This is a genomic window from Amycolatopsis magusensis, from assembly GCF_017875555.1.
GTDB classification, from domain to species: Bacteria; Actinomycetota; Actinomycetes; order Mycobacteriales; family Pseudonocardiaceae; genus Amycolatopsis; species Amycolatopsis magusensis.
The window spans coordinates 4662723-4684385 of the sequence record NZ_JAGGMS010000001.1 but is presented as its reverse complement, the minus strand read 5'-3'; the positions used below and the strand labels follow the sequence as shown (position 1 = coordinate 4684385).

Below are 21663 nucleotides of genomic sequence, written 5' to 3'. Positions count from 1 at the left end.
GCCGTCCCTACTGGCTGAAGGACAGCGTCTTGTTCAAGCCGAGGAGGGCGGGGATGGCGAGCAGGCAGGTCACGGTGAGGCACGTCCACAGCAGCGGGCCGCTCAAGGAAAGCAGGGTGCCGAGGAAAACCGGGGCCAGTGCCATCGGCAGTCCCCAGGACAGCTGGAACAGGGCGCTGGCGCGGCCCTCGACCCCGCGTGGTGCGGCATCGGCGGCCGCCGCGGTGGACAGGGGCGCGAACATCGTCTCGGCGACGGCGAAGGTGAGGCTGGTGACGAGGATCAGCCCGGTCGCCACGGGCAGAGGGACCAGGGTGACCGGGATCAGGAGGGCGAACGAACCCGCGAACAGCGCCGCGGCGGCGATGAGCCCGGTGGTCCTGGAGTGGTTCGCGAGCCGGCGGACGACGAGGTTCTGGCCGGTCACCACCACGACCGTGCCGATCGTGATCGCGGTACCGGCGATCCACTGTGGACCGTTCAGGAAGTCGCGGACCAGGATCGGCAGGATGGCGAACTTGCTCGCACTGGCCAAGGTGAAGGCCATGTGCGTCACGCAGAACCGGACGTACGGACGGTCGGAGAGCACGGCCTTCCAACCCGCCGGCTTGGCCTTCGCGGGCTTCGCGGCCGGAGCGGGCAGGCACCAGATGAGGGCCGCGGCCACCGCGAAGGTGGCCGCGTTGGCGTAGGCGATGAGGTGGAACGCCGCCGGGCTGGTGACCTCCGGCAGCACCGCGCTCGCCGCCGCGCCGACCCCGGCCCCGGCGAACCGGCCCACCGTCTGCGTGCCGAGCACGCGTTCGGCGTCACGGCCGCGGGTGAGCGCGGCGACCATCGGAGCGTTGCACGTCCAGAACAGCCGATCCCCCACGCCGACCACCACGGTGACGGCGACGACCTGCCAGACCGAGGTCAGCAACGGGTAGCCGCAGAAAGCGGCCAGCCGCAGCAGGTTCCCGGCGATCAGGAGCGTGCGCGGGCCGAACCGGTCCATCGCGGCGCCGGCCAGTGGCCCGGTCGCCAGCGCGAGCAGGCCACCGGTGCTGAGCGCCGCACCGGCTTCGACCAGGCCGAAACCCTGGCCGTGGACGAGGAAGAGCAACCCGAACGGGAGCCAGATCCCGCTGCCGAGCGCGTCGATGAGGGTGGCACCGAGAAAGAGGCGGAGCTGTCTCTGCATGGCTGCTGTGGTCCTTCCCCCAGAAGGCAGCAGGCCAGACTATCGAAGATCGGCTTCCGGTCAAGGGCTGGTGGCGGGACAGCCCGATAGTGCCCCCCGCTCCGCGAGCACGTGGACCGGGTCTCGGTGCCCCGCCCAGGTGCGAGCGAGCGCGCGCAACGCCCAGCTAGGCCGGCGAAGGGCTGCCCAGCAGCCAGTTGCCGGGCGCTTCCGGGTCGGCGCTGAGGTAGAACTCCTCGATCGCCGTGCGGAATTCGGCGTGGCTGATGCTGCCGCTGCCGTTGCGGTCCAGGCGCTCGAACGCGGCGGCGGAGGTTTCGGGTTCGACCCCGAGTGCGTCGTACATCCGGACGTACTCGTCGGCGCTGAGTTCGCCGCTGCCGTCGGTGTCCAGTGCGCGCATGAGCGCGTTGACGATGCCCAGGATCAGGTGTTCGAAGTTCTCCGGCTTGGTCACGCCGGTCCGCATGACTTCGATGAAGTTCTGCCGTCCCACGCGGTCCTGCACGTCCGTCGCACCGGTGTCGCGCAGGACGTCCCACCAACCGGTGAAGGCTTCGCGCATGGCGGCGCGGTTCTCGTGGTCGTCCGGGCGGGCCACGGCGGTGAACAGTTCCGCCATCTGCTCGAAATCGGGGCGCGTGAGCCAGCCGTCGTCGGTGTGGTCGAACCAGTCGAAGAGGATGCTGAACTTCCGATCGGTGACGTCGTGCGACATAAGATCCACCTTCTCTCGAATATCCGTGAACAGGAGCGATTCAGCCGATCATCCGCGCGCCCTTCATGGATTTGTCCACCGCCTCGAACAGACCACGGACATTGGCCGAGAACTCGGCTTTGTCGACGCGGCCGTTGCTGTTCACGTCCATCGCCTGGAAAGCAGCCGAGGCGACCTGCCGGTCAGTGATGCCGCCCGCGCGGTACACGCCGGCCAGCGCGTCCTCGGTGAGGTAGCCATGGCCATCACGGTCCGCCGCGTCGAAGCACCGGTCGGCCGCGACCAGCCACTTGTCCAGCAACAGCCCGGCGGAAAGCGCCTGCGTCGAGTGCGCTTTCCGGAACTCGTCCCTGGTCACCGCTCCGTCCTGGTCGAGGTCCGCGGCCGCGCTGACGTACTCCCACACGCCGTGGTACGCGGCCGACAATTCCGCGATTTCCGTGGATTTCGAGTCCCGGCCGAGTTCCTCGGCTATCCCGCGGGTCAGCGTCTCGAAATCGTCCCAAGTCACCCTGCCGTCGCCACTCGAATCGATCATCGCGAATACCCGGTCGATGTTCTCGATCTGCGTGGAGGTCAACATCGGTGAAACACCCTTCCCTCTCGTTGACGCATTGTGGCGTCTCGCACACCTACCGTACGACCGATCGACATCAGGCGGCAGCAGCGTTCGGGTCATCTTCTCCGCGGGACGGATTTCGCTCGACCTCGGTCACCGAAAGGATTAAGCCCGATCAACGAGAATCCACGCATTAAGCAATTCGACGGAGCAGCACGTATCCCGCCCCGCACATCGCGCACGATCGGCCCGGCCGAAGCGCCGCCGGTTTTCGGGATGATCCGCCGGTGCGGAATTTCCTCACCGCTGAATGCACGCTCAGTGACCGATGAAGTGGCACTTTCCGGCCGATGACAACTCTTTCGTGAATCGCGCAGACGCAGCCGAGATGGCTCGGCGACGGTCGTCGACGACCGGAGTCACCACTCGCCTCGTCCAGGTTGTCCTTTGACGACGGCATTCCGCCCGGTCCCTGGACCTGACACGATGAGGAGGTCGCCGAGGATCCCGTGAGCTCGCCGAAACGCCGCGGTACCGGCATTCCCACCACTCACCCATTCGAAACGCGGAGGTCGCCATGAGTTTGCAGCGCGTGATTACCGATGAGCAGGATCTGCAGCTCGCTCCCGTTTTCGCCCAGCGGATCAGCGAGGACGTCATCCCCAAGGGCAGAGTGCCGGAGAATCCGATGCCCGCGGGGGTCGCGGCGGGCATCGTGCAGTCCCGGCTCCTGCTCGACGGGCGGGCCGCGCTCAACCTCGCCACCTTCTGCACGACGTCGGCCGAACCGGAACTGGAACGGATCTACGCGGACACCGCCGCGATCAACCTGATGAACCGCGAGGAATACCCGGCGAGTTCCGAAATCGAGCAGGAATGCATCAACATGCTCGCCGACCTGTGGCACGAGGACGACGGCAACTTCATCGGCTGCTCCACCAGCGGCAGTTCGGAAGCGGCCATGCTGGCCGGGCTGGCGATGCTGCGCCGCTGGCGCGAGCGCGGCGGCACCGGACGGCCCAACCTGGTCTTCGGCACCCACGTCCACGTGTGCTGGCCCAAGTTCTGCAACTTCTGGGAGGTCGAGGCACGCATGGTGCCGCTCGCGGAAGGCCGCACGATCCTCGACCCCGCGCTGACCGCGGAGGCGGTCGACGAGAACACCATCGGGGTCGTCGCGGTGCTGGGCAGCACGCAGGACGGGCGCTACGACCCGGTCGCCGACATCGCGGCCGCGCTCGACCGCGTGGCGTCGGACCGCGGTGTGGACGTACCGCTGCACGTCGACGCCGCGAGCGGCGGCTTCTTCGCCCCGTTCCTCGACATGGACTTCGCCTGGGACTTCGCCCTGCCGCGGGTGGTCTCGATCAACGCCTCCGGGCACAAGTTCGGCCTGGTCTACCCGGGCTCGGGCTGGTGCCTGTGGCGCGATCCGGAGTACCTGCCGCAATCGCTGGTCTTCGACTGCAACGTGCTCGGCGGCCACCACCCCACGTTCACCCTCAACTTCTCCCGCCCGGCCTCCGGCGTGATCGCGCAGTACTACCAGTTCCTGCGCAACGGGCTGGCCGGTTACCAGCTGATCGCCCAGCGGTGCCAGGAGGTCGCGCGGTACGTCGCGAAGGTGGTCGAGGCCATGGGTCCCTTCGACATCATCAGCGACGGCGAGGACCTGCCGGTGGTGGCGCTGCGCCTGCGCGACCCGGAGGACGTGGGGTTCACCGTCTACCACCTGTCCGAGGCGCTCAAGGGCGACGGCTGGCACGTGCCCGCGTACAGCCTGCCGCCCGGCCTCGAGCACGTGGACGTCATCCGCGTGGTGTGCCGTCAGGGCTTCACCCTGGATCTCGCGGCGAAGTTCCTGGAAAGTCTCGCCAAGCACACCGAACGGCTCGCCGGGCACCCGTACCCGCTGCCCGAGGTCTCGGCCGTGCTGACCTTCACCGACTGACGCCGTGGTCACGCTCTCGGAACTGGAGGCCGATCCCTATCCGGCCTACGCCCGGCTGCGCCGCGAGGAACCGGTGAGCTGGGTGCCGGAGGCCGGTCAGTGGCTGGTGACCCGGTGGCACGACGTCCGCACGGTCCTCACCGACGCGGACCGGTTCACCACCGATCAGCCGGCCTCGTCCCTGATCGGGCTGTGCGGCGGGACACCGCTGCTGTTGCGGGAAGGCGAGGCGCACCACGACCTCCGAGAGGCGTTCCGGCACGATTTCGACGCGCACCGGGTGACCGATTTCGTGGACACCATCGCCCGGCCGGTCGCCCGCCGGGTCGCCGACCGGATCGGCGCGGCCGGGCGGGCCGACCTGGCGGGCGACTACTTCGAACCGGTCTCGGTCATCGGCCTGACCACGCTGTTCGGGCTCGATTCCGGCACGGACGTGCTCCAGCGCTGGGGCCGCGTGCTCACCGAGGTGGCGAACGACTTCGGCCGCGATCCCGCGGTGACCACGGCCGCGGCGGCGGTCATGGGCGAGGACGCGGCCGTGACCGAAGCCGTGAGCCGGTTGCGGGCACGGCCGGACGGCTCGGTGATTTCCCATCTCCTGCACCACGATCGGCCGCCCGGCCGGGCACGTCCCGACGCCGATGTGATGCCCGTGCTCAAGCACCTCGGCCTGAGCGCGCTCGAGCCCGGGTGGCTGGCGGGCTGGACGCTGGTGGCGTTGTGGTCGGCGCCGGACCAGCTCGCCGCGGTCCACGCCGACCGGTCACTGCTCGGCGCGGCGGTGTACGAGGCACTGCGCTGGAGCGGCCCGGTCGGCGTGCTCGGCAGGCGCACCACCCGCGCGGTGACGCTCGGCGGCCGGGAGATCCCAGCAGGCGCCCTGATCGCGGCGGCCATCGCTTCGGCCAACCGCGACGAGGAAGTGTTCACCGGCCCCGACCGGTTCGACCTGCACCGCGATGTCCGGACCCACCTCGGGTTCGGCGCCGGACCGCACCACTGCCCCGCGCACCCGCTGGTCACCGCGCTCGCGCGGACCGCATTGGACGTCCTGATCGAACGAATGCCCGGCGTGCGGCCCGCTCCGGGTCGGCACGCGACACCCCACGGCTGGAAGCTGCGATTGCCGGGCGCGCTCGACGCGGTGTGGGAAAGGACGTCTGGTCAACCGGAGTCCGGCGTGACCGCCGGGAGTGCCAGCGCAGCGCGGGCGCGGTCGTAGCCCTCCCGGGCCCGGTCCTTCTGCCGCTGGTAGTGGATGCGTTCCGCGGTGTGGTGGGCGGTGCGGTAGTGGTCGAGGGCCGGTCGCGGCTCGCCGAGGGCCAGGTGCGCGTCGCCGAGGGTGTTGGCGGCCATGGTCAGCAGGAGCGGCTGGTTCAGGTCGGCCAGGATGGTGCACGCCCGGCGTGCTTGCCGGTACGCCTCCTCGGGCCGGTCCGCGGCGAGGAGCACTTCCGCGTGGTCGGTGCACGCCCAGGCTTGGCCGAACGCGTCGTCGTGGCGCTCTGCGGTGCCGACCGCTCGTGCTGCTGTGGCGAGTGCTTCGTCGAGTCGTCCGAGCCGGGCGAGCACCAGAGCTTCCTGCGCGGTGGCGAGCGCCCATCCACGCCAGTCTTCGGCCTGCTCGCGCAACCGGCGTGCCCGGGTAGCCGCGGCGAGGGCCTGGTCGAACTCACCGAGCATTTCGTGGGCATGGCTGAGGTTTCCGAGCACCACCGCGGTGACCGTGTCGGGCACGCTGCCGGAAAGCGCCTTCTGGTAGTAGGCCAGTGCTTGGCGATAGTCACCGAACATGCCGTGCAGGGTGCCGATCCGGGAAAGGGCGGTGGCGTGGGCGACGGGGGCGTCGCTCGCCGCCGCGAGTCGTCGTTGGGTGTCGGCCACCTCCATCGCGCGCTGCAAGCGTCCGGCTTCCCAGTGGGCATTGGCGAGATTTTCCAGGCTGGGCAGCAGTGCGTGTGGATCGTCGAGGTGCTCGGCGGCGGTGACGCCCAAGCGGGCCACCGCGAGGAATTCGTCGCGGTGCCCCCGCATGCGCAGGTACCGCGCGGTGTGGTCGGCGATGCGCCACCCGTGCTGGAACTGTCCGCGTTCCAGGGCGCACTGGGTGATGGCCCGCAGATTCGGTAGTTCCTGGGCATGCCACTGGTCAGCTCCGCCGCCGCGGAAGTAGTCCAGCAAGCGGTCGAGGGCCTCGGAGCGTTCGGCGGGCTCGGTGAGGCTGCGCGCGTGCTCGGCGAGCAGGTCGTGGAGGGCGTAGGCCTCGCGATCGAGCTGGACGAGCAGGTGGGCATCGAGCAGGGCGTCGAGCAGCGGTTCGGTGCCGGGGGCGCTCGTGTCGGCGAGCGCGCTCGCGGCCGCGAGGGTGATGCGTGTTCCCGGGTGTGCGCCGAGCAGCCGGAACATGCGCTGTTGCGAGGGATCCAGTTCACGGTAGGACAGGGCGAAAACAGCGGCCAGGTCCTGGTCGGTGGTGCGCAGCTCGCTCAGGCGCTGCCGGCGCTCGGCCAGCCGCCGCGCGAGGTCGTCGGGCGTCCAGTGGGGCCGGTTCCGCAACCGGGCTGCCGCGATGCGCAGGGCCAGGGGCAGCCCGCCGCAGAGCGCGGCCGCCGCGGCGCCTTCGCGGCCGGAGACCGCGGTGAACAACGTCATCGCGTCCGCGTCGGGCAGCAGGTCGAGGGCGAGCGTGTGCGCGCCTTCGAGGGCGGTGAGCCTGCGACGGCTGGTGGCCACGACCGCAGCGCTGGAGGTACCGGGCAGCAGCGGCCGCAGCTGGTGCGCGCCGGCGGCGTTGTCCAGGAGCACCAGTACTTTGCGCCCCGCGGTGCGGGCCCGCCACAGCGCAGCACGGGCGTCGAGTCCGTCCGGGTGCCGGGTGGGCGGGATGTCGAGCTGGGCCAGCAGATCGCTGAGGGCGGCGGCGGGCGAAAGGGGACTGTGCCCTGGCGTGTAGCCGTGCAGGTCGATGTACAGCTGGCCATCGGGGAACCGCGGTGCGCTGTCGTGGCAGGCCCGCACCGCCACGGCGGTTTTGCCGATGCCGGCCATCCCGTGCACGAGCACCGTGGCTCCGCCGTGCAGCACTTGCCGCAGCTGGTCCAGTTCGAGTTCACGGCCGACGAAATCGGGAATCCGGTAGGGCAGGGAACAGGGACCGAGAGGCGGTTCGGTGCTGGTACGCAGGACCTCGGTGTGCGCTTGCCGCAGCGCCGCGCCCGGATCGGCACCCAGCTCCTCGGCCAGGTGGCCACTGATCCGCTCGTAGTGGGTCAGGGCGTCCGCGGTGCGCCCGGCGCGCGACAACGCGATCAGGTACTGCCTGGCCACGCGTTCGTCCACCGGGTTCGCGGTGGCGCGGCGAGCCAGGTCCGCCAGCAGATCGGGGCCGTGACCGAGCCGGAGCAGGACGTCGGTGCGGTCGTGTTCCGCTTCGGCCAGCTCCTGGGCCAGGCGGTCGCGTTCGGCCGTGACCCAGTCGCCGACGAGGCCCGTCAAGGCCTCGCCGTGGCAGAGGCCCACCGCTTCGGTGAGGAGGCCGGCGGCGTGCCGGTCGTCGGTGATGCCCGCGCGAGCACGGCGGCACAGGTCGCGGAACCGCTCGAGGTCGACCGCTGCCGGCTCGATCTCCAGGACGTATCCCCCGCTGCGCCGCGAAATCCGGGCCGACGGCGCGACCGCGGGCACCTGCCGCAGACGGGACAGGTACACCGAAAGCGTCGCCCGGCTGCGCGAGGGCGGCCGTTCCCCCCACACCCGTTGCGTCAGGCGGTCCACCGACACCGCGAGATTGGCGTCGACCGCGAGCGCGGCCAGCACGCACCGCTGCCTGGCCGGGCCCAGGCCGACCTCGCGGCCGTCCACGAGCAACCCGACTTCGCCCAGCAGACGAAGGATCACGCCCGTTCACCTCCGTGGCCCGGTCAGCCCGGCGAAGTGTAGCGAGCACCGGCCCCCGGCCCGCACTCTTTCGCTGAACTGGGCTTTTAAGGTTTCCGCAATCGTTTGCCAACACCGCCGGCCCATCCTCGGACGGCACACAGCTCGGGCGGTTCCGCCTGCTGCGGGTCGAACGAAGGGGAAGGCATGTCGACGGTCATCAGGAAGACACCGGCGAGGAGAAGGGGTGTCCGGAAAGCAGCGGTTTTTCTTCAGTCTCCTCGCGGTCGGGTTCGCGGGGAACGTGCCCGCCGCCCAGGCGGACCAGGCGCGCGGGCACAAGGCGGCCGCTGTCGCGGGAGCGCCGCTGTGCGACCCGGGTTACCTGTGCGTGTGGAGCCTGCCCCACTTCGACGGCACGAGGTACCGGGTCACGGCGACCCCGTCGGGTTCCTGCAAGTTCCCGGCACCACTGGGGTTCCGCTCGGCGTTCAACCGCACCGGTTTCACGCAGCGGCTGTGGCAGTACTCCACCTGTACCGGCGTCACCACGTTGATCGCGAACGGGGTCGCCTTCGGTGACCACGGTCACCGCTACTCGGTCGGTGGCCCTTGATGTCTTCGCGCCCACGGCATTCTTCCGACGGTGAGAGGAAACGATGAAAAGCAGGACGAACACCAGAGTCAGGAAAGTCCCGGCATTGTTGAGCTTGCTCCTCGTCGGGTTCGCGGGGAACGTACCGGTCGCCCACGCGGACCAGGTACGCGGGCACAAGGCGGCCGCCGTGGCGGGAGCGCCGCTGTGCGATCCGGGGTTCCTGTGCGTGTGGAGCCTCCCCCACTTCGACGGCACGAGGTACAAGATCACGGCGACCCCGCCGAAGTCCTGCAAGTTCCCCGCGCCACTGGGGTTCCGCTCGTCCTACAACCGGACCGGCTTCACGCAGCGGCTCTGGCAGTACTCGACCTGCAGCGGCACGATGTGGGTGATCCCCGACGGAGCCGCCCTGGCGGATCACGGTCACCGCTATTCCGTCGGCGGCTACCCGTGATCGCCGGCCAGGCGACCTGAGCGCGCGGACGGCAGTGGTCGAGCCAGTGGGTGGCTGGCTCGACCACCGCGCAGTGACTCAGCGGCGTCGAAAATGGACTCCGTGTGATCAGTTCTGTCGGTAGCTTGAAGCACGTAGCCGACGGAAAGGAACCAACTGCGTGCGCATAGTCAAAAGATCTCTCATCGGCGGGGTGACCGGGGTGCTGATCGCGGCCGCCGTACCGGCCACCGCGAACGCGGTGGACTCCATCGACTGGCAGCCGTGCCCGAACGGCAAGGGCGCCCAGTGCGCCACCATCGAGGTGCCGCTCGACTGGTCGCGGCCGGACGGCGCGAAGACCAAGATCGGGCTCGCCAAGCGGCCGGCCAAGGACCAGGCGAACCGCATCGGCTCGATCCTGGTCGACCCGGGCGGGCCCGGCGGCAGCGGCGTGAGCATGGTGGCCAACGCCGACCCGTTCACCGAGGCGGTGACCGCCCGCTTCGACGTCGTGGGCTTCGACCCGCGCGGCATCAACACCAGCGAGCAGTTGCTCTGCGACGAAACGCTTTCGCAGCAGGCGCTCGACGCACGACGGCCCACCAGCCAGGCGGAGTTCGACAACCTCGTCTCGCTCAACAAGCAGCTGATCGACAGCTGCCGTGCGCACTCGGGTGAGCTGATCGACCACGTCGACAACCTCAGCACCGCGCGCGACATGGACGCCATCCGCGCCGCGCTCGGCGAGGAGAAGCTCAACTACGTCGGCTACTCGTACGGGTCGCTGATGGGGCAGCAGTACGCGGAACTCTTCCCGGGCCGGATCCGGGCGATGGTCAACGACGGCAACATGGACCACAGCCTGCCGACGGCGTGGGACTTCATGCGCACCGAGACCGAGCCGGTGGAGGTGGCGTTCCGGGAGTTCGCGAAGTGGTGTGACACCACCGAAACCTGTGCGCTGCACGGGCAGGGCACCGCGAAGGTCTACGGCGAGTTGAAGGGACGGGCCAAAGCGGGCACGCTCACCAACCCGGCCACGGGCGATCCGATCGGCTTCTACGAGTTGTCGCAGCGGATGTTCTCGGTGACCAGGCCGGTGGTGTGGGGCAGCGTGGCCACCGAGCTCAAGGAGTTGCAGGACGGCACGGGCACGACGTCGGCGGCGACGCTCGAAGCGGCCGCCGCGATCAAGAACCCGTACCCGCCGATCTGGTGCAGCGACTGGCGCTACCCGGTGAAGAACTTCGCCGAATACGACAAGCTGCGCCGGAAGCTGTCCGCGAAGTTCCCGAACATGGAGTGGAGTCCCTACGTCGACCACGCGCTCACCTGCGCCGGCAACCCGCTGAAGACGACGAACCCGCAGAAGCCGCTCAGGATCAAGGGGGCGCCGCCGCTGGTCATGGTCGGCAACGTGCACGACCCGGCCACGGTGTACCAGTGGAACAGGACCGCCGCGAAACAGAGCGGTTCGCACCTGATCACCTACGAAGGCTGGGGCCACACCGCCTACGGCAACGACGGGCCGAGCCCGTGCGTCAACGAAGCGGTGGACGCCTATCTGCTCAACCTGAAGGTGCCGCAGAAGGGCCTGTCCTGCCCGGCCACGGAAACGCCGGGGTCCTCGTCCTCCGCGAGGGCGTTGAACCCGCGCTCGCCTGGGCCGTACCAACGATAGCCACACCGAGAACGGGCCCGGCCGTGAACGCGGCCGGGCCCATTCCATGCGGACTACTGGCTGAAATTTCGCGAATCGGCAGGCAGAGGACGACGGGTTACGCAGCCCCCAGGAGCGCGATCAGGTGGGCTGTAGCCAGCGCACCATTTCGAACTCGAGATCCGGCTCGTCCTGCTTACCGATTTTCTTGGTCAGCTTGGATGGCGTGGCGCTCGCCGTCGCGGCCGAAGTTGCCGGAGCAGAAGACACCGAAGGAGCCGGCGGTGTACCAGAACTTCCTGGCCTCACCGCGTGCCCCGCGATCGGCTCGCGTGTTCCCGTCCGACTGAGTCACCGTCGCCCCCCTCTGTGCCGAGGGAACTTTCCGGGCGAACAGCGGAGGAGGGGCCTGGTCCGGCCGATGCGTTTTCCGTCGGAGCGGTCGTCGTACGCTGCCTCTGTGATGACCAGTGAGCGAGGCCGATGGCGCGCGCCGCGCGTGGTTGTCATGACTGCGTGGGGGGTGGTGGTCCTGGTGGCGGTGGTCGGGTGGTGGCTGGGCGCCAGCCAGCTCGCCCGCCTGACCGCCGACGCGCACGTGGCCTGCCGGGCGGACAACCTGCTGCCGTTCGCCGCACTCGGACCGCAGTTGTGGCGCTACGGCTCGGTTTTCCTGTTCCTGCTCGCCGGTACCGGCCTGCTGGCCTTCGTGGACCGAGGCCGGCGGCTGGTCAGGGTCTGCGTGTGCCTGGTGATCGCGGGCCTGCTCACCTGGGGCCACGTGGCGATCACCCACGCGGTGATGCGGTACTCCGCGGAGCACGGCGCGTCGATGGGCATGCCGGTCGACAGCCGGGGCGAGTACCACGATCCGTGCGTGGCCACCCAGGCAGGTGGCCACGCCTCGGCTTCACCTCAGCGGTCGATGATCGGGCTGCCGTAGGTGTAGCGCGGCCCGAACGGCGGCTCGCCGTCGTTGTTCTCGTCCCAGTTCACCCAGCCGTCCAGCGACCAGTCGCCGCTCTTGCCGGGCATGGTGAAGTAGCAGCCACGCAACCCGGACGCGGCGGCGTTCATGTCCCCGCCCATCCAGCACACGGCTTCCCGCTGGGTGACGGTACCGATCTGCAACTGCGGATGGAGGCCGAAACCGTCGAACTTGGTGCCCACGGTCACCGTGCTGTCGTCATCGGTGCCCGCGTAGGGCCACCACTGCACGGCCATCCAGCCCCGGATGGTGTTGTCCGACGCCTCGTATCGCGCACACGAATGAATGCGCGCCTGGACGTTGCGGAAACCGGTGAGCCGGAACAAGGGCAGGTCGTCGGTGTTGCAGTAGGTCGGCGAGGTGCTGAAATCGGTGAATTCGGTGCCGTCCACCTCGTTGAACGACTCGTGTTTCGCGTCGAAGTCACCGTCGCCGTCGCCGTACTTGTACGCCTGCATGTGGGTGAACGCACTGAGGTTGCCGACCCGGTGGTTCATGTCCTCCGCTGTACCGCTCTGCTCGTACAGCCAGAACGTCCCGGCGGACTTGTTCTCCCACTTCTGGAACAGCACCACGTGGCCCTCGTTCCCTGGCCCGTCCCACATCATGATGTCACCGGGTTGCAGGCTGGTTTTGGAGATCGGGGTCGAGATGTCGTCGAGGGTGTCCGTGGTACGACTGGCCGGCAACCGCCACGCCATCGAAATGAATCCCGAACAGTCCGTCCGGTACTTCACGCCTTCCACGTCGGTCGCGTCGTCCAACTGGTCGTAGGGGATCTGGCGCTGCCACCAGTCCTGGGCGCGGGAGATGACCTCCGCACGGCTGATCCGGTTCTCCCGCGGTTCCGCGGCGCTCGCCGGCGACACGGCCAGCAGCGAGGTACCCAGCAGCGCCACGATGAGCACGGCCATCAGGTGCCCGAAGCTCTTTTTCACTTCATCCTCCTTGTGCTGGACCACGATCGGACGCGATGCCCTCCCCGCGGGCTTTTCCGCCTCGCCCATCGCCGCCGCGAGCGGTCGGCGGTCAAGTGGAGCCGGACACCCAGCAACACCGTGACGGCCAGCGCCTGGCCCCAGCGTCCATTCATGGCTTCTCCCTTCCGAGAGAAACCCAGGTTCGCGCACCACGCACCGGAGTCCGTTGATCCTGCGTGCCGACGATTTCGCCTTCGCCCGGTCAGGCGCGAATCGTCAAGAGCATGGCGCTCACCGTCAATGGCAATGCCCCACGCGATCGGTCCCGGTTGGGCGATTACGAGCCCGCGCCTGCCTCGATGTCGAACAGGAACTCCTGGTCCTTCTCCGCGGCGCAGGGTTCGCGGATGGCTTCGGCGTCGATCGCGATGAGGTCGTCGCGCAGGCCGACGCACAGGTCGCTGCCGGGGGTGCGCAACCGGTAGCTCTGCTCGCCGGCCCGCTCGATGTGGAAGAGCTGGTCCTCGTTGCCGTCCACGCAGTTCTCCTGCGGTTCGAGCATGCCCTTGATGACCTCGGTGTCCACGACGGTGAGGCAGCCCATGATCCGGGTGACGGGGTGTTCCCACTTGATGGTGGTCCGGTCGGTCCCGACGGGCTGGAGGAACACTCGCGGCCCTCCCGGTTCCCCGCACGATCGCAGGACGGCGACAGCGGAATCGTAGCGGCCGGTGCGCTCACGGCCTTCGGTCAGGCACAGCTCGGGTGCGCCCGCGGATTGCAGGCGGATCCAACTGCCCGCGGACGATAGAGCCAGGATCTCCCGGCGAGGCGGAGCGTCGGCATCGGGGTCGGGGGGTCCGGTACGCGGCCACCACGTCGTCATCACCAAGGCCACCACGACCACGGCCACCGCCGCGACCACCAAGCCAGCCACCGCCCAGACACGGCGCCGGGGCGACTGTTCGGCCCCTGCGTCCGCCTCGGTTCCGGCCGCCGGAGTCGCCTCTTCCGGGTCCAGGTACGGATTCACCGCCAGGCGTTCACGCGTGCTCAGCCACTCGGCCAGGTGCTGCCCGTCACCGCACGCCTGGACGAAGGCAGCCAGCAGTTCCGGCCGGGGAAGCACGCCGCGGTTGAGCATGTCGGCCACCGTGCTGCGCGGCAGCACGGCACCCCGCTGCGCCGCCTGTTCCTCCAGTTGCCGCAGCGTGCGCCCCGAACGCCGCTTGAGCAGCCGCAGGGAGGCGGTGAACTCCGCCGCATCACGCGCCGATCCGGGTCTTGGGTGATCACCAGTCACGTCACCCATCATGGACGCCGCGTGCGTGGCGGGGCATCGGCTGTTCGGAGGCTGTCCGGCCGCGCGGACAGACGGCCACTGACCAGGCCGGACAAGCGGCCGCGGTCCGGGACACGCTGAACCACTTGGCCCCGCGTTCGCCTTTTGCCAGGCTGCGGAACACGACGGCGGCGAAGCCGCTCCCGCACACCATTCCGAAGTACGACGCAGGGGGAAATTCCGTGATCGAAACGCCGCCGCACGTAGTGCCCTTCGGCCCGATCCGGTTCTCCGTGCTGACCTTCCCGTCGATGCGGTGGGTGCGCACCCCGCGGCTCAGCCACCGATCCGACCCGGAGAGCTACGCACTGGCGTTCGCCCAGCACAACGGGACGATGGCACTGTCCCGGCTCGGCACGGACGTGGTCCTCGGCTCCCGGGATCTGGTGCTCTACGACAGCTCGCACGCCTACGACGTCCGCCTGGCCGTTCCCGAATGCGCGCAAGCCTCCGTAACGATCGCCCAGTTCCCCCAGGCATTACTGCCGCTGCCCCGGGGTCACATCGACAACCTTCTGGGGAGGCGGATAGCGGGCAACACCGGAGTCGGCACGCTGCTCACCCAATCGATCACCAGCGTGCTCACCGGCACGACCCCCTTCCGGGCCGCGGACGCCGTCCGCCTCGGCACCATCCTGCTCGACCTGCTGACCGCGGTCCTCGCCCACGAATCCGACGCGCACCACACGCCACCGCCGCAGCACGAGGCCCTGCTGCTGAGGATTCAGGAATTCGTCTGCCGTCACCTCGGTGAACCGAGTCTGTCCCCGATCGCCGTGGCCAACGCCCACCACATCTCCCTCCGGCAGCTGCACCGGCTGTTCCGCACCCAGGACACCACCGTCGCCGCCTGGATACGGCGGCAACGACTCGACCGCTGCCGCCGCGACCTCGCCGATCCCCGCCACGGCGGATCACCCGTGCACGCCATCGCCACCCGCTGGGGTTTCACCGATCCCGCGTACTTCAGCCGCGCCTTCCGGGCCGCCTACGGCATTTCGCCCAGCGAGCACCGGAACCTGACCGGTTGTGTAGTGACCACCGCCGCGGGTAGTCCTGTCGCGTGACCGGCGATCATGAGAAGAACGGCAGCGGCAATCCACTGGTGCCCGAAATGGCGAGCGAACCGGAATTCCGGGCAGCCGCGCGGGATCTGGGTGCCTCGCCCGACCAGATCGAGCGTGCTCTGCGGCAAGGCACTCCGGCAGGAGGAAGCGGTGCCGGGCTTTATCACGCGGCGTGGGTCCAGCTCGTGGCCGACCTGCGGCTGAATCCGGAATGACCATCCCGGAAATCAGTACACTGGCCGCAGCCTCCCCGCACCGGGGATGAGGCGTCACAGGGGGTTCACCGTGCCGGGATCTTGTCGATGAGCGCGGATGCGTCGCCGTTCACGGAACTCACCGGGTCCGCGCGCCATGCCGCACTGGCCGAACTGGCTGCCCGCGGTCCGCTGCACCGGACGACGTTGTTCACCGGGGTCCCGGTGTGGCTCGTCACCGGGCACGACGAGGTCCGGGCGCTGATGGCCGACCCCACCGTGGTCAAGCCGCCGGCTCCGGCACCGCACAGCGATCGGCTGCCCGCCGAGCTCGACGCGGCGATGAACCACAACATGCTGTTGCGGAACCCGCCCGACCACACCCGCCTCCGCAAACTGGTGTCCGCGGCGTTCACCCGGCGGCGCATCGACGAACTCGCCCCGCGCATCCGTGAACTCACCGCGGAGCTGCTGGACGACCTGGCTCGCGCGGGTGCCGGTGGGCAGCCGGCCGACTTGGTGTCCCTCTTCGGCTATCCGTTGCCGATGACGGTGATCTGCGAACTGGTGGGCGTACCCGACGATCGCCGCCACGCCTTCCGGCAGTGGTCCGGGGTGCTCATCAACGGCACGGTCCATCCCGCCGAGGAGTACATCGCGGCTGCTTCCGCGATGGTCCAGTGCATCCGGGAACTGGTCGAGGAAAAGCGGGCGGCACCCGCCGACGATCTCCTCTCCGGTCTCGTGCTGGCCCAGGACGGTGACGACCGCCTGACCGACGACGAAATCACCTCGACGATCGTGCTGCTCCTCACCGCCGGCCACGAGACCACCGTCAGCCTGCTCACCATCGGGGTCCACACGCTGCTCACCCATCCCCGTCAGCTCGGCCTGCTGCGCTCCCAGCCGGAACGCATCGCCGACGCGGTCGAGGAAATACTGCGCTTCGACGGACCCGGCCAGGCGCCGGTTCCCGCGATCACCGCGGAACCGGTCGAAGTGGCCGGGGTGACGATCCCGGCGGGAGAGGTCATCGTTCCCGCACTACTGGCGGCGAACCGCGATCCCCGCCGCTACGCCGAGCCGGACGAATTCGACATCACCCGGTCCGGCTCGCCCCATGTCGCCTTCGGGCACGGGATCCACCACTGCCTCGGCGCGCCCCTGGCCCGGCTGGAAGCCCGGATCGCGCTGGAGGCCCTCCTGGCGCGTTTCCCGCGGCTCCGGCTCGCGCGGCCGGACGAAGAACCCGCTCGCCCGCCGGGTTTGCTGTTGAACACCATTCCCGCGCTCCCGGTGCTGATCGACTGAAGCTCAATCTGCGCAATCCACTCCGGACTGTCGGTGTGCCCGGCTAGCTTGTGCACACGGTCGGAGAAGTACGGGCAGGAAAGAGTGGAACGTGCGGCGTCTTGAGTACATCGGTGGTGGCTCGGCGAAGTTCTGGGAGGGGGTGGTGCAGGGCACCGACGTGGTCGTGACGTGGGGCCGCATCGGGACCGCCGGGCAGTCCAAGCGCAAGGAGTTCGGCTCGGCGCAGGACGCGGCCGCCTTCCTCGCGAAGCAGGCCGACGAGAAGACCAAGAAGGGCTACACCGACACGGGCACGGCGACCACGACCCCCGCCCCGGCCGCCGAAGAGTCGCCCACCCAGGCACCGACTACCCAGCCATCAGCCACCGAGACACCGGCCGCCCAGGCACCAGCCGTTCAGGGTGCGGCCGCCGGCAAGCCCGCGGCGACCGCGGTCGACGAGGACACCTTCGACCCGCCACCGGGCGTGGTGCGGCTGGCCTACCCCCGCCGCGACCAGGGCAAGCCCCGCTACCGCCCCTCCCCCGACGCGCGCGAGGTGGCTGACCGGCTGCTGGCCAGGCACCGGTCCAAGGTCGACGGACTGCTCGACGCGCCGGGCAGCGACGAGCTGGTCGTCGCCGCCGCGCACGCACACCTCGGCGGCAACCCGGATCCGCTGGGCGCCGCGGCGGTGCTCACCGTCCTCAGCGCCTCCGCGACCTACTACGACCGGGACGACGTCGGCCGGTTCGGGCAGTCCTGGCTCGCCGAGCACGGGCTGTTGTTCGCGGCCGAAGCGGCGATGCGGTTGCCCACGCTCACCCCCTACGGCCTCGACAAGCGGCGGTCGGTGACCATGCTGCGCCACCTGGCCGATGGCGAGCCCGTGCCGTGGCGCTGGGCGGGCCCAGACGTGTTCGCGGAGGTCCGCACGGCGATCGCGGCGGCGGACGACGACGAGTACGCGCGGGTCGTCGAGGTGCTCGGCGGCTTCCGGAAGACTCCCACCACCCGGCTGGTCGCCGCGTTCCTGGCGCCCACCGAGCGGGCGTGGGTGGACGTGCTGCCCGCCGAGGCCGACGACCTCGACCACGTCACGGAGTGGCTGTACCTGTGTGCCGTGCACAGCGCGGAGCAGCTCGAGGCGATCGGCAGCGGCTACGGGGTCCAACGCCAGTCCAGGGTGCTGCCGACGGTCGTGCGCACGATCGGCCCCGCGGCCGCGCCGCTGCTCGTGCGGTGGACCGTGAGAGCCGACAACGACCTGCTCAAGCGGCTGCTCACGGCGATCGTCGCGATGCCGACCGACGACGCGTTCCGCGGCCTGGTCGCCAACGCGGACAAGGCCCCGTTCCGCGCCGCGCTGCAGGAGGCCGTGCAGCGCTACCCGGTTCGCGCCACCCGGCTGCTGGCCGAGGCCGCCGCCGAGGGCGGCGAAGTGGCCGCCGAGTTGCTGCGGGCCCACCTGGTGGCGCGCCACGAGCTGCTCACCGACGTGGTGCCGACGCTGCCGGAGGCGGCCAGGGAAGCCGCGCTCGCCACCCAGGAGGGTGTCGTCCGGCTGCCCGACGCACCCGCCGACCTGCTGCCGCCGGTGCTGGCCAGCCCGCCGTGGACCCGCCCGCGCCGCACCACGTCCCGGGTGGTCCTGGCCGAGCTGTCCGTCGACGCGCCGACGCGCGTGGTGTGGGCGGACGGGGAGCGGGAGCAGGCCCTCGAACAGGGCAGGCGGACCCACGCCAGCAGCTACGCCCGCCCCGGCATCGACTGGGCCGCGGAGCTGGAGAAGCGCCGGGTCAGCGACTGGGTGATGCCCTCGGTGCTGCTGCACGCCCCGGAGGAGCTGGCACGGCCCGCGCTCACGGCCTGGCGGCCGAGGCGGGTCTACAACATCGACGTGTCGGGTCCGGCCCTGCTGGCCCGGTTCGACACCGCCGCGGTCCCGGCGGTCACCCAAGTGGTCGCCACGAACAACGGGCATGACGACTTCAAGGCGCTGCTGCCCGTGCTGGACACCGAGGTCGCCGCCCTCATGGCCACGGCGATGGCACGCCGCAAGACGGTCCGGCCGGTGGTGCGGGCGTGGCTGCTGCGGCACGGCCTGGCGACGCTGCCCTACCTGCTGCCCGCCGCGCTCGGCCGCCCTGGCAAGGCGCGGGACGCGGCGGAGGCCACGCTCCGCACGCTCGCCGCGCACGAGGGCACCGACGCCGTGGTCGCCGAGACGACGCGGCTGGCCGGGGCCGAGGCGGGCGACGGCGTGGCGGCGGTCCTCGCCACCGATCCACTGGAGCTGCTGCCGAAGAAGCTGCCGGTGCCGGGCGCGTGGGCCGACCCCGCCGGGCTGCCGCAGATCCGCCTGCGGGACGCGGAGGTCGCGCTGCCCACGGCCTCGACCGCCGACCTGGTGACCATGTTGGCGCTCGGCACCCCCGACGAGCCCTACGGCGGCGTCACGCAGGTCGCCGAGGCGTGCGACCCTGGCTCGCTCGCCGAGTTCGGGTGGGCGGTGTTCGAGGCGTGGCGCAAGGCGGGCCTGCCGCCCAAGGACGGCTGGGCGCTGACCGCGCTGGCCGCCATCGGCGACGACGAGACCGTGCGGCGGCTCTCGCCGGTCATCCGTACCTGGCCGGGCGAGGGCGGGCACACCCGCGCCGTCACCGGGCTGGACGTGCTGGCCGAGATCGGCACCGACGTCGCGCTGATGCACCTCAACGGCATCGCGCAGAAGGTCAAGTTCTCCGGGCTCAAACAGCGCGCCAGGGAGAAGATCGAACTGGTGGCGGCCAAGCTCGGCCTCACCGCCGAACAGCTGGCGGACCGGCTGGTGCCCGACCTCGGGCTCGCCGACGACGGCACGCTCGTCCTGGACTACGGGCCGCGCAAGTTCGTCGTCGGCTTCGACGAAGCGCTGCGCCCCACCGTCTCCGACGAGGACGGCACCCGCCGCAAGTCGCTGCCCAAGCCCGGCGCGAAGGACGACCAGGATCTCGCGACCGCCGCCTACCAGCGGTTCTCCGGGTTGAAGAAGGACGTCCGCACCTTGGCGAGCGATCAGATCCTGCGCCTGGAGCGGGCCATGGTCAACGGGCGCCGATGGAGCCACGAGGACTTCGCCCGCTACTTCGCCGGGCACCCGCTCCTCCGGCACGTCGTGCGCAGGCTCGTGTGGGGTGTCTACGACGAGCGCGACGCCCTGGTCGGCGCGTTCCGGCTGGCCGAGGACAGCACGCTCGCCGACGCCGAGGACGAGACCTTCACCCCGCCCGCGCGGACGACCGTCGGCGTCGCGCACCCGCTGCACCTCGGTGACGCGCTCGCCGCGTGGTCGGAGGTGTTCGCCGACTACGAAATCCTGCAACCGTTCCCGCAGCTCGGCAGGCAGGTGCTGGCGCTGACCGAGGAGGAACGCGCCGCGCTCACCCTCACGCGGTTCGACAAGGCCAAGGTCAGCGTGAGCCGGGTCCTCGGGCTCACCAAACGCGGCTGGGAGCGGACCGCGCCGCAGGACGGCGGCGTCGAAGCCGGTGTGGTCAAGCCGCTCACGGGCGGCTGGTTCGGGGTCATCGAGCTGGAGGAGGGCATCGTCGCGGGCGATCCCACCATGCTCGGTGAGACCCAGGAGATCCGGCGGGTGTTCCTGTCGACCCACCACGACGGCTGGTGGCCGCGGGAGGACACGCCGTTCGGCACCATCGACGCGGTTTCGGCGAGCGAACTGCTGGCCGACCTGACCGAGCTGGTGAGCGCCCAGTGACCACGCAGCAGGAAATGCAGCGGCCACCCGCCGAGGTCCGGTTCGCCGACGAGCTGACCCGCCTGCGGGAACAGGACACCGCGCCCCGCCCGCCGGGGTGGGCGCTGAGCCTCGACGCGGCCCGCCGGTTCGTGGTGGGGGACGCGAAACTGGGGGTGCGCAACAAGTTCGTCGGTGATCCGTCCCTTGTGGACCGTGCGCTGGTCACCCTCGCCACCAGCCGCGGGCTGCTGCTGGTCGGTGAGCCCGGCACGGCGAAGTCGTTGCTGTCGGAGCTGATCGCGACCGCGGTGAGCGGCGTGTCCACCCTGACCATCCAGGGCGGCGCGGCCACCACCGAGGACCAGATCCGCTACTCGTGGAACTACGCGATGCTCGTCGCGGAGGGCCCGTCGACGCGGTCGCTGGTCCCCGCGCCGCTGCTGCGCGGCATGGCCGAGGGCAAGGTCGTCCGGTTCGAGGAGATCACGCGCTGCCCGCTGGAGGTGCAGGATTCGCTGCTCTCCCCGCTGTCCGACCGGGTGCTGGCGATCCCCGAGCTGAGCGGGCCGGACGCGATGGTGTTCGCCACCGACGGGTTCAACGTGATCGCCACCGCCAACACCCGCGACCGCGGGGTCAACGAGATGAGCGCGGCGCTCAAGCGCCGGTTCAACTTCGAGACCGTGTTCCCGATCCCCGACCTGGACACCGAACTGGCGCTGGTGGAGACCGAGTCGGCGGAGCTCCTGCGCCGCTCCGGGGTGCCGGTGGCGCAACGCCGCGACGTCCTCGAGGTGCTGGTCACCACGTTCCGGGAGCTGCGTGCGGGCACCGGGGGCCGTGGCGGGGAACGGTTGTCCACGGTGCTCAGCACGGCGGAGGCGGTGTCGGTGGCGCACGCCGTCGGCCTGCGGGGCTGGTACCTGCGCGGTGAGGCGGGCACGGGCGAGGACGTCGTCGAGTGCCTCGCCGGGACGGCCGCGAAGGACAGCCCGGACGACCTCGCGAAGCTGCGCCGCTACCTCGAACACGACGCCGCCCGGCGCAAGGGTTCGCCCGCGTGGGCGGAACTGCACGGCGCGCGGCTGCGGCTGCCGGGCTGATGACGGCACCGGTACCCATGGGCGACGTCC

Annotated in this window: 17 protein-coding genes; 11 read left to right on the top strand and 6 right to left on the bottom strand. The window is 70.2% G+C overall.

Translation table 11 applies throughout. The features are described 5' to 3' along the window. Nucleotides 1–7: 7 nt before the first annotated feature. From JOM49_RS21005 to JOM49_RS20995, 3 genes are all read right to left on the bottom strand, one after another. Nucleotides 8–1183 carry an MFS transporter gene (locus JOM49_RS21005; RefSeq protein WP_209665965.1) on the bottom strand — a complete coding sequence of 392 codons (1176 nt, stop codon included), beginning with the start codon at nucleotides 1181–1183 and terminating at the stop codon, nucleotides 8–10. A gap of 166 nt (nucleotides 1184–1349) precedes the next feature. After that, nucleotides 1350–1901, bottom strand: a complete 552-nt coding sequence (locus JOM49_RS21000) for an EF-hand domain-containing protein (protein WP_209665964.1) — start codon at nucleotides 1899–1901, stop codon at nucleotides 1350–1352. Nucleotides 1902–1941: 40 nt separating this feature from the next. Then, complete coding sequence (locus tag JOM49_RS20995) at nucleotides 1942–2580, bottom strand: EF-hand domain-containing protein (RefSeq protein ID WP_209665963.1); 639 nt, start codon at nucleotides 2578–2580, stop codon at nucleotides 1942–1944. Nucleotides 2581–3037: 457 nt separating this feature from the next. On the opposite strand from JOM49_RS20995, the gene gad reads away from it, so the two are divergent. Together gad and JOM49_RS44090 are read left to right on the top strand one after the other, a co-directional pair. Then, entirely contained in the window at nucleotides 3038–4411 is a 1374-nt protein-coding gene (gene gad / locus JOM49_RS20990) for a glutamate decarboxylase (RefSeq protein ID WP_209665962.1), read from the top strand. A gap of 4 nt (nucleotides 4412–4415) precedes the next feature. Next, on the top strand, nucleotides 4416–5636 hold the full coding sequence (locus JOM49_RS44090; protein WP_209665961.1) for a cytochrome P450: 1221 nt from the start codon (nucleotides 4416–4418) through the stop codon (nucleotides 5634–5636). Here JOM49_RS44090 and JOM49_RS20980 read toward each other — a convergent pair. Further along, nucleotides 5579–8311: an AfsR/SARP family transcriptional regulator gene (locus JOM49_RS20980; RefSeq protein WP_209665960.1), complete on the bottom strand. Its 2733-nt coding sequence runs from the start codon at nucleotides 8309–8311 to the stop codon at nucleotides 5579–5581. The genes JOM49_RS44090 and JOM49_RS20980 overlap by 58 nt on opposite strands. A 226-nt stretch (nucleotides 8312–8537) precedes the next feature. Between JOM49_RS20980 and JOM49_RS44085 the strand changes: the two genes are divergently transcribed. From JOM49_RS44085 to JOM49_RS20960, 4 genes are all read left to right on the top strand, one after another. Beyond that, nucleotides 8538–8906, top strand: a complete 369-nt coding sequence (locus JOM49_RS44085) for a peptidase inhibitor family I36 protein (protein WP_209665959.1) — start codon at nucleotides 8538–8540, stop codon at nucleotides 8904–8906. An 88-nt stretch (nucleotides 8907–8994) separates the two neighbouring features. Beyond that, nucleotides 8995–9342 carry a peptidase inhibitor family I36 protein gene (locus JOM49_RS20970; RefSeq protein ID WP_209665958.1) on the top strand — a complete coding sequence of 116 codons (348 nt, stop codon included), beginning with the start codon at nucleotides 8995–8997 and terminating at the stop codon, nucleotides 9340–9342. Between the two features lie 160 nt (nucleotides 9343–9502). After that, entirely contained in the window at nucleotides 9503–11005 is a 1503-nt protein-coding gene (locus JOM49_RS20965; RefSeq protein ID WP_308158816.1) for an alpha/beta hydrolase, read from the top strand. Between the two features lie 487 nt (nucleotides 11006–11492). Next, nucleotides 11493–11927 (top strand): hypothetical protein, encoded by a 435-nt coding sequence (locus tag JOM49_RS20960; protein ID WP_209665957.1) that lies wholly within the window; start codon nucleotides 11493–11495, stop codon nucleotides 11925–11927. Here the strand turns inward: JOM49_RS20960 and JOM49_RS20955 are convergent. Both JOM49_RS20955 and JOM49_RS20950 read right to left on the bottom strand, forming a co-directional pair. Continuing rightward, complete coding sequence (locus tag JOM49_RS20955; protein WP_209665956.1) at nucleotides 11900–12910, bottom strand: NlpC/P60 family protein; 1011 nt, start codon at nucleotides 12908–12910, stop codon at nucleotides 11900–11902. The genes JOM49_RS20960 and JOM49_RS20955 overlap by 28 nt on opposite strands. A 319-nt stretch (nucleotides 12911–13229) precedes the next feature. Next, nucleotides 13230–14195: an RICIN domain-containing protein gene (locus JOM49_RS20950; protein WP_209665955.1), complete on the bottom strand. Its 966-nt coding sequence runs from the start codon at nucleotides 14193–14195 to the stop codon at nucleotides 13230–13232. A 221-nt stretch (nucleotides 14196–14416) separates the two neighbouring features. On the opposite strand from JOM49_RS20950, the gene JOM49_RS20945 reads away from it, so the two are divergent. From JOM49_RS20945 to JOM49_RS20925, 5 genes are all read left to right on the top strand, one after another. Beyond that, the gene (locus JOM49_RS20945; RefSeq protein WP_209665954.1) at nucleotides 14417–15301 is read left to right on the top strand and encodes a helix-turn-helix domain-containing protein; all 885 of its coding nucleotides are present in this window, start codon (nucleotides 14417–14419) and stop codon (nucleotides 15299–15301) included. Next, nucleotides 15298–15516 (top strand): hypothetical protein, encoded by a 219-nt coding sequence (locus JOM49_RS20940; RefSeq protein WP_209665953.1) that lies wholly within the window; start codon nucleotides 15298–15300, stop codon nucleotides 15514–15516. Before JOM49_RS20945 ends, JOM49_RS20940 begins: the two co-directional genes overlap by 4 nt. An 87-nt stretch (nucleotides 15517–15603) precedes the next feature. After that, on the top strand, nucleotides 15604–16806 hold the full coding sequence (locus JOM49_RS20935) for a cytochrome P450 family protein (protein ID WP_209665952.1): 1203 nt from the start codon (nucleotides 15604–15606) through the stop codon (nucleotides 16804–16806). Nucleotides 16807–16897: 91 nt separating this feature from the next. Beyond that, nucleotides 16898–20548 (top strand): DUF4132 domain-containing protein, encoded by a 3651-nt coding sequence (locus tag JOM49_RS44080; RefSeq protein WP_209665951.1) that lies wholly within the window; start codon nucleotides 16898–16900, stop codon nucleotides 20546–20548. Continuing rightward, nucleotides 20545–21633: an ATP-binding protein gene (locus tag JOM49_RS20925; RefSeq protein ID WP_308158815.1), complete on the top strand. Its 1089-nt coding sequence runs from the start codon at nucleotides 20545–20547 to the stop codon at nucleotides 21631–21633. The genes JOM49_RS44080 and JOM49_RS20925 overlap by 4 nt, the downstream gene beginning before the upstream one ends. The last annotated feature ends 30 nt before the right edge of the window (nucleotides 21634–21663 follow it).